Annotated in this window: 10 protein-coding genes; 3 read left to right on the top strand and 7 right to left on the bottom strand. The window is 71.4% G+C overall.

Annotation, left to right across the window (positions count from 1 at the left end; all coding sequences use genetic code 11):
• Positions 1–50 precede the first annotated feature (50 nt).
• Entirely contained in the window at positions 51–1,121 is a 1,071-nt protein-coding gene (locus WMF26_RS11340; RefSeq protein WP_438000314.1) for a hypothetical protein, read from the top strand.
• Complete coding sequence (locus WMF26_RS11335) at positions 1,118–2,257, top strand: hypothetical protein (protein ID WP_438000313.1); 1,140 nt, start codon at positions 1,118–1,120, stop codon at positions 2,255–2,257. Before WMF26_RS11340 ends, WMF26_RS11335 begins: the two co-directional genes overlap by 4 nt.
• A gap of 219 nt (positions 2,258–2,476) precedes the next feature.
• Here the strand turns inward: WMF26_RS11335 and WMF26_RS11330 are convergent, their stop codons facing one another.
• The 3 genes from WMF26_RS11330 to WMF26_RS11320 form a co-directional block, all read right to left on the bottom strand.
• Complete coding sequence (locus WMF26_RS11330; protein WP_438000312.1) at positions 2,477–5,311, bottom strand: thrombospondin type 3 repeat-containing protein; 2,835 nt, start codon at positions 5,309–5,311, stop codon at positions 2,477–2,479.
• Positions 5,312–6,559: 1,248 nt separating this feature from the next.
• Entirely contained in the window at positions 6,560–9,922 is a 3,363-nt protein-coding gene (locus WMF26_RS11325; RefSeq protein ID WP_438000311.1) for a hypothetical protein, read from the bottom strand.
• Positions 9,923–10,024: 102 nt separating this feature from the next.
• Positions 10,025–10,996, bottom strand: a complete 972-nt coding sequence (locus tag WMF26_RS11320) for a hypothetical protein (RefSeq protein ID WP_438000310.1) — start codon at positions 10,994–10,996, stop codon at positions 10,025–10,027.
• A gap of 207 nt (positions 10,997–11,203) precedes the next feature.
• On the opposite strand from WMF26_RS11320, the gene WMF26_RS11315 reads away from it, so the two are divergent.
• A complete protein-coding gene (locus WMF26_RS11315; protein ID WP_438000309.1) occupies positions 11,204–11,545 on the top strand; it encodes a hypothetical protein in 342 nt (113 codons plus the stop codon).
• Positions 11,546–11,775: 230 nt separating this feature from the next.
• Here the strand turns inward: WMF26_RS11315 and WMF26_RS11310 are convergent, their stop codons facing one another.
• From WMF26_RS11310 to WMF26_RS11295, 4 genes are all read right to left on the bottom strand, one after another.
• Positions 11,776–12,279 carry a hypothetical protein gene (locus WMF26_RS11310; RefSeq protein ID WP_437940055.1) on the bottom strand — a complete coding sequence of 168 codons (504 nt, stop codon included), beginning with the start codon at positions 12,277–12,279 and terminating at the stop codon, positions 11,776–11,778.
• A gap of 123 nt (positions 12,280–12,402) precedes the next feature.
• The gene (locus WMF26_RS11305) at positions 12,403–13,386 is read right to left on the bottom strand and encodes a hypothetical protein (protein WP_061624310.1); all 984 of its coding nucleotides are present in this window, start codon (positions 13,384–13,386) and stop codon (positions 12,403–12,405) included.
• Between the two features lie 191 nt (positions 13,387–13,577).
• Positions 13,578–14,642: a hypothetical protein gene (locus WMF26_RS11300; protein WP_438000308.1), complete on the bottom strand. Its 1,065-nt coding sequence runs from the start codon at positions 14,640–14,642 to the stop codon at positions 13,578–13,580.
• Positions 14,639–15,352, bottom strand: coding sequence for a hypothetical protein (locus WMF26_RS11295; RefSeq protein WP_438000307.1), 714 nt, complete (start codon positions 15,350–15,352; stop codon positions 14,639–14,641). The genes WMF26_RS11300 and WMF26_RS11295 overlap by 4 nt, the downstream gene beginning before the upstream one ends.
• Between the last annotated feature and the right edge of the window lie 25 nt (positions 15,353–15,377).

Raw genomic sequence — 15,377 nt, 5'->3', positions numbered from 1 at the left:
GACGGCCCTCGGACGCCGTCGCGGCCAGCTTGGAGGAGAGTACAGGACGAATGAGACGGCATCAGCGAAGCACCGCACACCCCGTCGCGCTGGGTCTGTGCGCGGCGTTGATCTCCGGGGCGCTCCCCGCGCGGGCGGAGCCGAGCGCCGCCGAGAAGGCGACGGCGGAGGCGCTCTTCGACGCGGCGCTCGATCTGATGAAGCAGGGGCGCAGCGAGGAGGCGTGCCCGAGGCTGGAGCAGAGCCACCGCATCGACCCGGGGATCGGCACGCTGCTCTACCTGGCCGAGTGCTACGAGAACACCGGCCGCACGGCGAGCGCCTGGGCCACGTTCCGCCAGGCCGCGTCGGAGTCGAGGGCCGCGGGCCAGGCCGAGCGCTCCCGCAAGGCGCAGGCGAGGGCCGCCCGGCTGGAGCCGGGCCTGTCCAAGCTGAGCATCGGCGTCGCCCCGGAGAACCTGGCCCTCCAGGGGTTCGCGGTGCGCTCCGCCGGAAAGCCCGTCGAGCCGGCGATCTTCGGCATCGCGATCCCGGTGGATCCGGGCGAGATCGCGATCGAGGCGAGCGCGCCGGGTCATGAGACCTGGAAGACGACGGTGAAGCTCGGGAGCAACAAGGCGTCGGCGAACGTCGACGTGCCGGCGCTCAAGCGGCTCGAGGGGCCGCCGCCCGACCCGGTCAAGCCGGCGCCGAGCGAGGCGGAGGTCGCCGCGCCCGTGGTCGGCGCGCCGGCGCCGGCGCCTGCTCCGGCGCCCGCTCCGGCGCCGGCGGCGTCGCGGGGCGACACGATGCGCCTGATCGGCCTTGTCGTGGGCGGCGCGGGCGTCGTGGGGCTCGGCGTGGGGACGTTCTTCGGCGTGAAGGCCATCTCGAAGAACGGCGACGCCGAGGGCTACTGCAAGGGCGGCAGCACGTGCGAGGATCCGCGCGGCGTGACGCTGACCGAGGAGGCCAGCAGCGCCGCCACCGGCTCGAACATCGCGTTCGGGCTCGGGGCGGCCGCGCTCGCCGGCGGCGCGGTGCTGTACTTCGTGGCGCCGCGGGCGTCGTCGCGGGTCGAGGTGGGGCCGATCGTGGGCGCGCGCAACGTCGGGCTGCGCGTCGGAGGGACGTTCCAATGAGGCGCCCCCTCACGACCGGGCTCTTGCCGCTGGTCCTGCTGGCCCCGCCGGCGCTCTTCGGCTGGCTCGGCTGTCACGCCATCGCCGGCATCGAGGACCGCACCTATGTTCCGCCGGAGGAGGAGCCGGATCCTTCTCCCGTGAGCGAGGCGTGCGCGTCGTACTGCGCCGACGTGATGGCGAACTGCACGGGCGAGAACCAGGTGTACTCCACGCTGGACACGTGCCACGGCGTGTGCGCGGCGCTCCCGGCGGGCGATCCGCTGGAGCCGGTGGACAACACGCTCGCCTGCCGCGCGCGCCAGGCGGAGCTGGCGGGGCTCACCGACGAGCCGGCGGTGCACTGTCCGGCGGCGGGCCCTGGCGGCGACGGGGTCTGCGGGACCAACTGCGAGAGCTACTGCGCGCTGCAGGCGGCGGCGTGCTCGCCCGAGCTCCCCACGCAGGAGGAGTGCGTCGCCAAGTGCGCGGGGCTCCGGAACGTCGAGGGGTTCGACGCCATCGAGAACCACGAGGGCGACACGCTGCAGTGCCGCCTCGTGCACGTGAGCTCCGCGACGGTGGACCCCGACGAGCACTGCGATCATGCGAGCCTGATGCCGGTGGAGCCGTGCATCGAGCCGGAGGGGACCGAGCCGAGCTGCGAGGACTTCTGCCGGGTGGTCATGACGTCCTGCGAGGACGACCTGGCCGTCTACGACTCCGTCGAGCAGTGCCTCGCCGTCTGCGGGGCGCTCCCGCCGGGCGGGACGGAGGACCGGAGCGAGAACACGGTGGGCTGCCGCCAGTACCACGCCTACAGCGCGCTGCTGGCCCCGGACACCCACTGCGCGCACGCGGGGCCGGGGGGCGACGGCCATTGCGGGCTCGACGGCGACTCCACGACGACGGGCAACTGCGCGTCGTACTGCACGCTGCTCGAGGCGGCGTGCAAGGAGGCGTTCGACGAGATCTTCGTGGAGCGGGGCGCGTGCGAGCTCGACTGCGGCGACGTGTCGGGGGCGGGCCACGACTCCGGCTACGCCGTGGCGAGCGCGGAGGGCGCCACGGTCGCGTGTCGGCTGCTCTACGTGAGCCGCGCGTTCGAGGATCCGACGCTGTGCGCCGTGGCGCTCGGCGACGCCCCCTGCCAGTGATGGGTGACGAGCGGCGCGGCGCCGCGCTGTAGACCTTGAGGCCGGCGCGCTGAAGGGGCTCGGCAGCGGGCGTGAGCCGTGCTGCGGGGCTGCATGGTGCGGGCTCCGGCGCGGCGGGTGCTCGCGCCGGCCCTCGGGAGTCACGGTCACGGATCCCCGACAGCGCGCGCGGATCCGCCGTGCCGAACGGCGCCACTTCAGCGGCTGGCGCCTTTCTGGTCAACACCTCGGCATCCGGGAGCGGGTCTCGCCCACGCGTCGGCGTGCCGCGAGCAGCAGCCCCACCAGCACCGAGAGCTCGCCGCTGCCTCCGGAGGGAGCGTCACCCGTGGCGCAGCCGTTGCCGTGCAGCCGCGCGTGACCGTCAGGCGCAGGGATCATGCCAGGCGCACCGCCCGCGTCCGGGCCGCTGCCTCCGGCGCCTCCGCTGCCGTTGCTGCTGACGCTCGTGGAACCATCGTCCGCGCCCCCAGAGCCGCCGCTGCCGGCGGCGCCTGCGCTGGAACTGCCGTCGTCGCCCCCGGAACCGCTGCCAGGGGGCAATTCGATGGAGCAGCCGCTGGCAAGGCACACGCCGCGCTGACCGCCGTCGACGCAGGGGGTACCTTCGAGCTTCGGGGCGGGTACGCAGGCCCCCGTGCGAGGATCGCACCGCCCGGCGATGCACACGGCCACGTCGGGGCAGGTGACGTGGGTGCCGCTGAGGCAGACACCGTCCTGGCAGGTGTCGCCCTGGGTGCAGAGGTTGCCGTCATCGCAGGCGGCGCCGTCGGGCCTGGGGGGGCTCGCGCAGTCGCAGGCGTCACCGCGGCCGTCGTCGTTCGCATCGGCCTGGGTGGGGTTCGGGACCGTCGGGCAGTTGTCGGTCGGGTTGGGCACGCCGTCGCCATCGGAGTCAGGGGAGCAGACGCCGCCGAGGCACTGGGCGTTCAGGCACTCGTTGGTCGCGGCGCAGGGGTCACCGAGCGGCTTCTTCGGCGAGCAGGTGCCGGCGGCGCAGTACGCCTCGGGCACGCACGTGGCATTGCTAGCGCACGTCGTGAGGCAAGTAGCCTCCGCGCACAGGAAGAGGCCGCAGTTCTGGGAGCCGCCGTCCGTGCAGGCGCCGAGGCCATCGCATTGGTCGGGCAGTTCCATCAGGGCGCCGCTACAGGTCGCAGGGCCGCAGGGGCTACCGGCGGGCTTCGGAAGGTAGGCGCATTCGCCCGTAGCAGGCTCGCAGATGCCAGGTTCGTGGCAGGCGCCTGGCGGAGCGCAGTCGACAGGGGTCGAGCCGATACACAGGCCTGCCTGACAGGTGTCCGTCTGGGTGCAGGCATCGCCGTCGTCACAGACGGGCCCGGTAACCGGACCACAGGTGCCGTCGACCACGGCGCCAGCAGCGACCGAGCATGCCTCACACAGTCCGGCACAGGTCGTGTTGCAGCAGCTGCCGTCGACGCAGTAGCCGCTGCCACACTCAAGCGCGGTGGTACACGCACTGCCGACAGGAAGCTGGAGACGGAAGCTGTACACCATGCCAGAATCGGTGCCCGAATCATCCTCCCGGTACGCCCCCACCAGCGCGGTATCTCCCGACAACGCAACCGCAGTGCCGAAATAGTCATCCGCCACCCCGTCGGTCGAAGTTAGACTAGCCTCCAACGACCAGGTGACGCCGCTGCGAACGAAGACACGGGCCGCGCTCATTCCGGCGTCGCTATCCCAAGAAGGCCCAATCACTGCAGCGTCGCCTTCCAGCGCAACCGAGATACCAAAATCTCCTCGATTTTCAACCACTCTATGCTGCTGTAGCCATGTGGCGCCGCTACGCACGAAGATGTACGCCGCTCCAGAGTCCGGTCCCGCGGCGTGGGGGGCGCCAACCAGCGCTGTCTGTCCCGCGATCGCGACCGATTCGCCAAACGATGCTCGACTACCAAGGTCGCCAGGCCGGAGCTCAGCCTGCCGGGTCCATCTGGTTCTGGTACCAACGAATACGTGGGCCACGCCTGCGGTCGGCCCTCCTACAACATGGCCATTTGGAGCCCCAATGAGAGCTGTATCTCCAGACAGGGAGACCGACTGACCAAAAGATGAAAATCCATCAATGTCAGAAATAACATCCTGCTCAGACCAGACGCCACCGTCGCGGGCGAATACATGCACCAGTGAATGATTGGGTGAGCCAACCAGTGCCAAATCTCCGGAAATAGCAACCGAGTGACCGAAAGCAGCATCGTGAACTACGCCGGCGGGGTGGAGCTTAGCCTGTAGAGACCATGCGGCGCCGCTGCGCACGAAGACATACGCCGCACCAGTCTCACTGCCCCGAGAGTCGTTGCGCTCGGCCCCGATCAGCACTGTATCGCCGGATATCGCAACCGAGACACCGAACCGGTCGTCCCCGGATGCGTCGTGAGGGGAAAGCTTGATCTGCTGAAACCAGGCGTCTCCGATGCGCGCGAAGATGTAGACCGAGCCGTGTCCATCGTCATAGGGGGCGCCGACTACCGCTGTATCTCCCGACAGAGCAACTGAGCTACCGAAATAGTCATAGGGCATGCCGTCATTTGCCGACACCTTCGATAGTACCCAAACGAATGGATCTACCAGAACCGGATACGCGGCCCGCCGCACGTCCACGCGGATGGCCACCGATCCATCGCGCACCTCCAACCGTGCTGGTAACTGCTGCTCTACATCATCGTGCACGTACAATTCTCCGTAGCGCGCGACCCGCGTCCCGCCCGGCTCGCGCAGCGTCACCTCGCCACCCCCATCGACCGACTGCGCTGGCACCGCGCCCGCCACCGACAGCTCGATCACGACCTCCTCCGGCCGCGCTCCGTTGCCGCAGTCCGGCGCCGCAGGCAGCGTAAACCCCTGCTCCAGGCCGAGCGGACCGTTCACATACCACTCCACCAAGCCCACCCCCGTGGCCCCGTCGCGGCGGTACTCCACGCGGTTCTTCTCGCCCGTGGGCTCGACCGAGCCGACCGGACGCAGCGCGCCCGCGCACCCGTAGCGCGCGGTCGCCAGCGAGAAGCTCCAGCCCTCGTGCTCCAGCCGCACCCCTTCTGCCGTGAGCTCTATACCGAGCCGTTGCCTCGAATTGTGGGCCCGAAGCCTTCCCGTTGCCTCCGACGTTACGTGATACGCCGCTGGTGCCCCAGCCTGCACTGCCGCGAGGTGCGCGGCGCGCAGCCCTGGCGGCGCCCCATCGCTCCGCGCCGGCCGCCTGAGCCGTCGGGGCCAGGGATCGGACACCGCTGCCGTGGTCTCCGCCGACAGCTGTTCGCCCCCGGCGCCTGAGTCGACCTCCAGGCTGGCGCAACCCAGGCCCGCTACCTGGACTGACCCCACCGCCAGCAGGACAGCGCGCCGCACCCCCACACCGATCTTCTCCATCTTGACGTGGCGCACTATCTCAACAAACGCTCATGAACGCAACGAGCGCCGCCCGCTGCGCTCGCTAAAGAGGCACGATGGAGTGCGCGAGCGGCATCCCCAGAAGCTGCTGTGTTCGCTCAGGCTCACGGTCCGCTCTGCAGAAGGGCGAACGTCCTTCCGCGGCAGAGCTGCGCTGCACCGCGCTGTTGAGCTCGGGTGCCGATTTCCGCCGGCGCCTCCTGACCGCTGCGGCGATGGTCCGCGCTGTCGATCGAATCGCGTTTCACGATGTCGGCCTCTGGCGCGCAGGAGAGTCCGCATTTTTTTCACGAAATTGACGACCTGCGATGGCCTTCCCACGTCGGATGTCAACGAGAGCAGCGCGTCGAGCGCGCGCGCTCTCGGCCATAACCAGAACCCGCCGGTGCGCCTGGCGCCTCCTGGACACCGCGGTGGCAGCCAACGCCCTTCCAAAAGAAGCACGCGAAGTGCGCAGTCCATAGCGCGCCGCGGCTGTGTCCGTCCGTGTAAGTTCCTGACGACCTTAGGAACTGGCTTCGCGTTCGGTCGCGTGTTCGTGGCTGCCCTGATCCCTCTCCAGGGCCAAGGGCGCAGGTTCTTCAGGGAGTGCCTCAGGTGTTGCGCGTAGGCTTACGTAGTCTATCCACTCCGATGCGCGCCCACAGGTGCCCATGGTTGGGAAGCGCTACACACCCGCATGGCAGCCCCAATCAGCTACATGCGTTCCATATTACGCACAAGGTCCGCATGATGCCTGAGAATCCATCAAAACGGGCACTCCACCCACGCAGGAAACCCGACGCTCGATGCACGCGCGCATCAACCACCATGTCGAATGGTCTCGGAAAGCGCAGCGCGCGATACGGCCTCTTTCCAAGCCTCAGCAGCCCCGCCCCCCTCGCCCTGCCCTCACGGCGGCGCCACAAACGACGCCGGCCCCGCCACCGCCGGCGACCGGTCCTTCCGGTACCGCTCTTCCAGCAACGCCCGCCGATCCGCCGTCCACCCGTTCTTCGGCGACGCCGCCTGCACCAGCGCCTCCAGCGCGAGCCGCCGCAGCCGCGGATCCTCGCTCCCCCGCAGCGCCTCCTCGAGGAGCGACGGGTGCACGCAGCCGTGCACCGCGGCCATCGCCGCGACCATCGCGTCGTGGTGCAGCAGGTCCCGCCGGCCGAGCTCGACGAGCGCCTGCCCGAGCTCCCGCCACCCGAGCAGCCGGGCCGCCAGCCCGAGGTACTGCGGCACCGCCAGGTCGTCCGCCTTCAGCACCGCGAGCAACCCCTCGCCGACCGCCACGTGGTGCCGCGCGGCATAAGCGCCGAGCCGCGCCGAGAGCACCGGCAGGAACGCCACGAGGTGCCGGCGCCTCGGCGAGAGCTCCTTCAGCCGCGCCACCACGGCCGCGACCTCCCCCGGCTGCATCCGGGCGAGCACGGCGGCCAGCGCCACCGCCGCCTCCTCGGGCGCGGACGCGTCCAGGTGCCCGAGCAGCCGCTGAAAGAGCGCGCGCTTCTCGTCCCGGAGCGGCAAGGACGCGGCGCGCCGGAGCAGATCGAGCCGCGCCTCCGGCTCCGCCCGTCCGAGGATCGCGGCGAGCAGCTCCACGACGCGCTGCTCGGCCTCGCTCGAGAGCCGGCCGAGCGGGATGTCCGCGAGCTTCGAGGCCACGATCCAGTCGGGATCCCGGACGGCGCGGCCGAAGACGTCCCACGTCTCCGGCCGGTCGAGGTGATCCCAGAGCGCCCGCAGCAGCGCGATCCGCACGTCGCGGTGGGTCTTCGGGCCGTCCAGCCGGAGCAGCTCCCGGTAGGCGTCGTCGCCGCCCAGCTCGCCGAGCAGGCGCACGACCTCCTTGGCCACCGTCACCTTCGCCGTCGGCACGGCCCTGAGCTCGGCGAGCACCCGGTCGCGGGACATCTCGGAGAAGGCCTTCCGGAGCGCGTAGATGGCCCAGCGCGCGCGGTCGTCGCCCAGGCACTCGATCAGGACGGGCACGCCCTGGCCGGCGTCGAGCCACGGCAGCGCCCGGACGGCCATCTCGCGGAGCGGCTGCCGCGGATCCGCGGCGAACGGGACGATCGCCGACGCGTCGACGTACGCCAGCCGGGCCAGCGTGGAGACGGCGAACCGCAGCGTGGGGACGTCGCACGTCTCGTCCGCGAGCAGCGCGCGCAGTCCGGCCGCGTACCGCGCCTGCTGCCGCGCCGTCCAGCGGGCGTGGCCCGCGCCGAAGTCGATCACCCAGCGCGTCCGCCCCGTCGCGTACCTGCCGGTCATGGGCCGGCCGTCCAGCAGCGGATCGAGCAGATCCTGGCGCCTCCGGCTCACGTGCCGGGCGACGTCGCCGATCAGGGCGAAGCTCGCGTCCTCGCGCAGGAGCGCGGGCACGAGCCGCGCGAACCGCGGCCGGTCGTGGATGCGGAGGAGCGCCAGCGCCCCGGCCGCGACGCCGACGAACGGGAGCTCGCGGGACAGCCGCTCGAGCGCGTCGAGCAGCGGCGCGACCACCTTGAGGCGGACGCCGAGGCTGTGCGCGAGCGAGAGCACCGCCCCGGCCCGCTCGGCGGTGCTCCACGCGCCCGCGAGCTGCGCGAGCGCAGGTGTGAGCCGCTCGGCCTCCGCCCGCGTGAGCCCCTCCCCGAGCCCGGCCGTCGAGACCGAGCCGCGCACGGCGAGGATCCGCGCGAGCCAGCGGGCGCCCCACGCGCCGTCGACGCGGAACAGCTTGACCACGAGCCGCTCGACGGCCGAAGCCGTGGCCTGGGACAGGTCCGCGGCGTCGAGCGCGTCCTGCGCCACGACGGAGACCGCGTCGAGGTGCTCCGGCCCGAAGCGGGCGAGCGGCAGCGCGGCGAGGGCGCCGATCATCGCGCGCCGCACCGGGTCCTGCTCGAACTTGCGGGCGCGCACGTTCGCGAGCGCCTCGGCGAGCGCGCCCCGGTCGTGCAGGACGCTCGCGATCAGCAGCGCCTGCGCCTTGGCCCGCTCGTCGCCCTCGGGGTGCCCGAGGAACGGCGCGAGCACCGCCTTGGCCTCGGCGAACGGCAGGAGGCGCGCGTAGCTCATCCGCCGGTCCGGCTTGGCGACGAGCGCGGGGCAGTCGAAGAGGTGCCGCCGCGCCTCGCGCTCGCGCAGATCGCCCGGCAAGGCGTCGAGCACCTCGGGCGCGATCGAGCCGTCGGCGGCCTGCGCGGCGCACGACCAGCGCTCGAAGGCCCGCTCGCGGACCGCCTGCTCCTCGGCGGACTCGGCCTTCACGTAGCGGAACAGGAAGGCGCCGAAGCCCCCTCGCCCGCCGAGGAGGAAGGCGCGCAGGACCGCCTTCTGGTCGTCCGTGCGCAGCCGCAGGAACCACCGCACGCCCCGCTTCCCGTCGCTCAGCGCGCCCCAGGCGTTGCGGATGAGGAAATCGAGGCGCTCGGCGCCGAGGGCGGGCGCGCCCTCGTCGAAGCGCACGACCCCGAAGGCGCCCGGCGGCCGGGCCGGGCGGCCGCTCTCGTGGCGCGCCTTGAGGAGGTCGAACGTGGCGGCCGGGCGCGACCGGGCGAGCAGGCGGAGCTCGTCGGCGAGAGACGAGGGATCCTCGCCGCGGTCGAAGAGGGCCTGGATCAGCGGGAGCGCCGCGTCGGGGGCGCGCCGGGCGAGCGGGGCGAGGAGCGGCGCGAGGCGGTAGCGCTGGCGCACGTCGAGCGACCCGGAGCGCGCGATCGCCTCCCCGAACCAGCGCGCCGCGCCTGCGGGGTGCCGGTGGGCCAGCCGCGCGAGGCAGAGCGGGCCGCCCGCCTCGTCGATGGCGCGCCGGTGCGCCGACACGAGCGGCTCGGAGCCGAACGGGAGCAGATCGACGATCGTCGGATCGCGCCCCTGCTGCTGCAGGCGCGCGCCGAGGAAGGCGTCCACGACCGCCTGGCGCTTCCGCCGCGCGAGCTGGGCGACCGTGCGCCGGAGGGCGCGACGCTCGACGACGGCGCCGAGCGCCGCGAGCGCCTGCGCGTCGTCGCAGAAGCGGGCCACCATGCGGCCCGCGCGCCGCCGGACGAGGCGGGACGGGTCCGACACGGCCGCGAGGACGCGCGCGCCGTCGCCCGAGCCGTACACGGCCATGAGCGCGAGGAGGCGCTCGTAGGCCTGGGCGCTGCCCGAGAGCGCGCCGACGAGGGCGGCGGCGCCGGCGTCGCCGCCCGCGGCCGCGCGGCCGAGCGCGACGGCGCGGCGGACGCGGTCGTAATGGGCGAGCGGCTCGACCTCGGCGAGGAAGGAAGCGGTGTCCATGGCGGCGATCCTACCGCCGAAAAGCGTGCTCAGGACAGGGCCGGGCGCTCCGCCGCTCCGGGGCCAGGTGCGCTCATCGCACCCCCTGGCGCCCGGCTCGCGTCAATTCACGACGGGCACGAACTCCTCGCACGCCTCTTCGATCGCCGTGAGGGCGTTCGTGAGGCCGTCCTCGAGGCGCCCTTGGCAGAGATCCCAGAAGAAGCCGCGGCCGTCGGCGGCGAACGTGTCCACGATCCGCTGCAGGTTGTCGGCCTCTTCCGCGTCCCCATAGGCCCCCTCGCATTCGGTCTTCCCGCCGATGCCGAGGAACACGACGTTCTTCGCGTCGCCCTTCACGGCGACGAGCCGATCGTGGATCGCTTGCGGCTGCTGGCGGGGGACGGGCTGCTCGTCCTCATCGGTGATCACCACCACCACGAGGAGCGCGTTGTCGCGGCTGAACCCCGCGTTCTCCGCCTGGGAGAACGGCGGCTCCAGCGCGGCGGCGACGGCGGACGCGGGCTGTTCGTCGTCGTTGTTGCCGCTGCACTCGACATCGTCCACATAAAGATCTGCGGCGCACTGGAACTCGCTCGTCAGGTCGTTGCTCGAGCTATCCATCCACGCTTGTCCGCTCTGGAACGAACATTCGCCCGCGGCGCCGCGCGTGTGGAAATTTGCAGGGAGCGGGCAGGCGTCGATCACGGCCGCGCGGAAGTCTTGGATGCCGCTGATATCGAGCAGCGCCTGCGCGAAGGCCGGGAACACGACCTCGCGCATCGACTCCTTTTCCTCGTTCATGCTCGAGGAGTTGTCGAGCGCGAACACGACATCGACGTGCTCGCACCCCGCGCTGTTCGCGCCGCTGCCCCCCGTCCCGCCGGTCGCTCCGCTGACCCCGTTGCCGAAGGAGCCCCCTCCTTGCCCGATGGGGCCACTCCCCGACCCGAAGATGTCCCCGCCTTGCCCCTGGCTCCCTCCGTTGCTCGCGCCCGGCGAACCGCTGTCCTCGTTGGTGCCCGAGTCGCCGCCGCACGCCACAAGACCCATCATCCCTGCGCAGAGCGCCGCGCACCATGTCCTGAGCTCCATCCCGCACTCCTTCTTCTTCGGGGGCGCTATGCCCTACCCAATCGTCAACGGTCCCGCGACATCGATCGCCGGAACGTGGAGGGTATCACGCGCGTAGCGCCGGCTCCAGCGGATCGGCCGACGGGGGCGACGAGCGTTGCCGTCCCTGCCGCGGGTTTGCGCCGGGTTTGCGCCGGGGAAGAGGGGGACCTGATCATCCATGCGCCGATGAGCTCGATGATCCATGTGCGCAGCAGCCGCGTGCCTCGATGGCGCGCGCTCGAGAACACCGGCAACATAAGGGATCGTCGGGTCTTCGAGCCGCCCGAGCGCCAAGCGCAGGGCGTCACGTCCTGCGGTGTCGCGGCGGCGGACGATAGCTGCGCGTGGCTCGCGGTCAGGATCTTCTGCTGCGAGCGATACCGGGACCGCCATTGCCCCCCCCGGAAGCTCCGCCGGGCGAGCCGGAAGGCCATCCGCCGCGTTCCGCCGTTCCGCCGTTCCGCCGTTCCGCAGCGGCGCAAAATTCAGGGTCTCCCCGACCTATTGGTCGGTAAACGCATCCACTGACGCTCTCTGCGAGCCACCCTACAGTGTGTTGGATCGACGGGGGGGACGCTGTTCCTAGGACGAACAGGCCTATCGAGGTTCAATCATCGAAGCGCCCACGTGCGGGTGGGACGCGTACGAGGATCCGGAGGCAGCCGGGCGCCGATTCGACGATTCGCTTCTTTTGGCCCGACGGCATACGCCATTCTCCAACGGCGGTAGGCCCTCGAGGCGACCCGAGCGACGCCGCGCTACTCCCAGCGCTCCGAGAGGACCGCCCGCATCCGGTCGATCCTGAGCGCGCGCTCCAGGGCGCGCCCCTCGAAGGCGCTGAGCAGGGCGGGCAGCGCCTGCCGGGCCAGCGCCAGGAGCGCGCGGCGGCGCACCTCGGGATCGAGCCTGCCCTCGGTCACGATCTGGCTGAAGGCGAGCGCGAGGATCGCCTCGTCGCGCGTGAGCAGGCTGTACTCGTCCTCCTCGCCGAGCGCCTGGACCTCGGCCGCGTCCACGGCGTTCCAGTGGGCGCTCTCCACCTCCCAGCGGGCGAGGAGCGCGTCCAGCAGCTCGATGGGGCTCCCCTTCGGGTGCTCGTCGCGGAAGTCGCGGAACGCGGTGAGCGTCTCGTGCGCCGTCTCGTTGCCGAACGGGGCGGTCTCGTCGGTCAGCGACCAGAAGAACGGGTCGGCGAGGGCAGCGACCGCCCGGGGGTGAGCGTCGTCGGGGGAGAGGTCGGGGAGCTCGGGCGCTTCGGTCATGGAGGAGGGCCTTCCGTCGGGTGAGGCGGGCGCGGCGCCGCTACCTTACCGCGCCGGGACGCCGCGTCACCTCGCCGCGTCACCTCGCCGGGGCGCCGCGCGAGGCCGCGGCGCGGGCCCTCCTCACTTCCAGCGCCACTTGCCCTTGCCCTTTCCCTTGTGCTTGCCCTTGTGGATGACGATGACCCGGCGGCCGTCGTCGTCATCGTCGTCGTGCACCACGACCGTGGGCTTCACGTTGACCTTCACGGCCCACGCGGTGGCGACCAGGATGCCGATCACCGGCGCGCTCGGGCCGACCACGATCACCGAGCCCGGACGGTAGCCGCAGAGGACCACATCCGTGTGCCCGCCCTCCTTCACCACCACCGTGATCTTGGTCGGGTTGACCTTCGCCTTCAGCTTGCCGGTGAAGTAAAGCCGATCGGGCCCGGGCGCGAGCACGATGACGTCGGGGCCCGACGCCGTGTGGATGGCCAGCTTGATCTCGCGCTCGCCGATCGGGACCGGCTTGAGGTTGAGATCGAGCACGTAGACGCGCAGGTCGCCCGTCTCCTTGTCGGCGACGATCTCCACGATGTCGTCCCCGACCGGCTGGAGCACCCCGCCGTTGGGGCCCTTCATCCCATCGACCTTGGTCGCCTGGTTCTCCTTGGCGCTCTCCTGGAGCTCCCGGGTCCCGCCGCGCGGCACGTGCAGCACCCCCGTGAACGGCTCGCCCTTGACCTTGAACTCGTAGCTCACCTCGGTGAGGTCGTCCTCGAGCGGCGGGATCTTGGCGCGCAGGACGCCGCCCGACTTGGGCTCCGGCACGAGCTCGGCCTTCACCGCGGCGCCGTCCTTGCCAGGCACCTTGACCGTGAGGTTGCCCGACACGCCCTCCTCGATGGGCTTGCCGCCGCTGTCCTTCACGAGCACCGTCACCTGCCCGTCCTGGGCCACGGTCATGACCACGGAGCCGGGCTCGTGCTGCTCCGTCAGCGCCCAGTTGTCCTCGATGCTCTCCGCCGTGATCTGCGGCGACTTGCTGCAGGCGGGCGCGACGAGCGACGTGGAGACCACCGCGAGCGAGAGGAGCACGGAGCGGAGACAACCCTGGATTCTCATACATCCCTCTTTGGCAAAGCCCGGATCGAGCGCTTCGACTGCGGAGTCCATCGAACGGCGGCCGGGTGAGCCGGCCGCATCGTACCAGAGCGGCCGCGCCCGCGTGGCCGTCCGCCCGCGCCACGGGCGCGCGCCGGCGGCGCCGCGCGGCCGCCGACCTGTCCCGAGGTGCTCATGGTCCGCATCCCGCCTCACACCTGCTTGCGGGTCACGGACCAGATGAAGCCGTCGTACCAGAAGTGCATCAGCGCGACGGTCTGCGTGAGCGACCAGAGCGCGCGGTCCTCCGCCGGCGCGAGCTCGGCCCACACGCCGTAGGCGAGGACGCCCGCGAGGAAGACGGCCACCGCGATCGGCTTGCCGGCGCGGCGCGCGTCGAGGCGCAGCCGCCGGCGGAGGCGGCCGCCCTCCGACCACCAGACGAGCGCGAGGTACTGCACGGCGTGGAACAGGTTCATGATGAAGAACGCCTGTCCCCAGGGGTTGAACCCCCATGTGTAGATGGAGCAGAGCCCCGCGGTCGCGAACAGCCACACCTTGGGGAACGACACCCGATAGCCCCGCCGGTACAGCGAGCGGTAAGCGAGCGCGTAATAGACCAGGAACAAGGTCCCTGCGGCGACGACGCACCAGCGGATGATGCGGTGGTGCGACTCCATCAGCCCCGGGACGGAGGCGAAGAGCGCGGCGCCCACGTCCTCGAAGGCGTCGAAGCTCTGGAAGTGGAGGAGCATCGTCGCGCCCGCCAGGATGGGGCCGACGTAGAGGAGCAGGTTGAGCCAGAGATCCAGCCGGCGGCCGAGCGCCGGCGCGTTCCCCGCGCGGGCGTCGTAGATGCGCCCGAGGCCGAACGTCTGGAGCGCCGAATGGTAGACGTCCCAGAACACGACGAGGACGGTCACGCAAACGACGGCCCACATGGACAGCATCATCGCGGCGAACAGGGCGACCGGCGCCGCGAGGAAGCGGAGCCGGTGCCGCCGGAAGATATCCGCGTTGCCGTGGCTCCGGAGGAGCACCGCGGCGAGGTGGCCGTGAATGAGCGTCCCGATGAAGAGCCCCGCCCACGTGACCTTCTCCCCGTACAGCCGGAACCGCGCGTCGGTGAACGGCGTCCCCGCGATCAAGGCGCCGGCGGCCAGCGCGACGAGCGGCGGGAGCAGGAAGAAAGCCCAGTCGTACCCCGGGCCGACGATATAGGCCGTCCTGCCCGCGGCGGGGGGCGCGGGAGACGCGGGCTCGGCCCGGGCGCTCATACAGCACGCTCGACCGGGGCGGACCCCGGCTCCGGAGCTGCTGGCGAGAAGCCGATCGTCCACCCCTGCACGGCGAGATGGTCGACGAGCGACAGGAGGAAGAGATTCAGGCCCAGCATCTCCATCGACTCCTCCACGAAGTCGATGAGCGCGTAAACGAGGTTGTCGCTCCCGGCCTGCTCGGTCCAGTACCCGAGCGGCAGCTCCAGGGCGAGGGCGCCGGCGACATAGATGCTGCCCGAGAGCAAGAACCGGTTCCGGGTGCCGCGCGGGAGGTGCGCGAGGAACCCGAGGTACGCGAGCGCGAACGCCGCCACCACGACGGCCGCCGGGATCACCCAGCTGAAGTACAGGACGCCGCCCAGATCGAGCCAGGAGCTCGCGGCTTCGTGGAGCTCCACGACCTCGTCGAGCGAGATGTACAGGAACGCCGCGGCGAGCCCCCACCAGTGCTTTACGAACCGGCCCCCGCGGCGGGCGCCGGCGGCGATCGCCGCGAGGGTGAGAGAGCACGCGAACAGCAGACACGATGTGTACCACGTGGGCACATTCTGCTCGTAGCTCAGCGAGAGCAGCGGGACGACGCCGCTGCGGCTCTTCAGATCGAGGATCGGCTTGAGCACCTCGACGGCGAGCCCGGCGCCCGCGACGGCCGCCATCGAGGCGAACAGCGCGGTTCGCAGCCTGGCGCTCGCGAGGGTGATCTGCATCGAACATGAACAGATACGCGAGGAC

Origin of the sequence: Sorangium sp. So ce185 (assembly GCF_051526825.1) — a bacterium.
GTDB classification, from domain to species: Bacteria; Myxococcota_A; Polyangia; order Polyangiales; family Polyangiaceae; genus Sorangium; species Sorangium cellulosum_D.
Note: the sequence above shows the minus strand (reverse complement) of the source record. Positions and strands in the feature narration are given on the sequence as shown.

What these genes read in the sequence shown, in the direction of transcription:
- WMF26_RS11340 (WP_438000314.1), top strand. Translation starts at nt 51, where the DNA reads ATGAGACGGCATCAGCGAAGCACCGCACACCCCGTCGCGCTGGGTCTG.
- WMF26_RS11320 (WP_438000310.1), bottom strand. Translation starts at nt 10,996, where the DNA reads ATGGAGCTCAGGACATGGTGCGCGGCGCTCTGCGCAGGGATGATGGGT.
- WMF26_RS11295 (WP_438000307.1), bottom strand. Translation starts at nt 15,352, where the DNA reads ATGCAGATCACCCTCGCGAGCGCCAGGCTGCGAACCGCGCTGTTCGCC.
- WMF26_RS11325 (WP_438000311.1), bottom strand. Translation starts at nt 9,922, where the DNA reads ATGGACACCGCTTCCTTCCTCGCCGAGGTCGAGCCGCTCGCCCATTAC.
- WMF26_RS11305 (WP_061624310.1), bottom strand. Translation starts at nt 13,386, where the DNA reads ATGAGAATCCAGGGTTGTCTCCGCTCCGTGCTCCTCTCGCTCGCGGTG.
- WMF26_RS11315 (WP_438000309.1), top strand. Translation starts at nt 11,204, where the DNA reads ATGAGCTCGATGATCCATGTGCGCAGCAGCCGCGTGCCTCGATGGCGC.
- WMF26_RS11310 (WP_437940055.1), bottom strand. Translation starts at nt 12,279, where the DNA reads ATGACCGAAGCGCCCGAGCTCCCCGACCTCTCCCCCGACGACGCTCAC.
- WMF26_RS11335 (WP_438000313.1), top strand. Translation starts at nt 1,118, where the DNA reads ATGAGGCGCCCCCTCACGACCGGGCTCTTGCCGCTGGTCCTGCTGGCC.
- WMF26_RS11300 (WP_438000308.1), bottom strand. Translation starts at nt 14,642, where the DNA reads ATGAGCGCCCGGGCCGAGCCCGCGTCTCCCGCGCCCCCCGCCGCGGGC.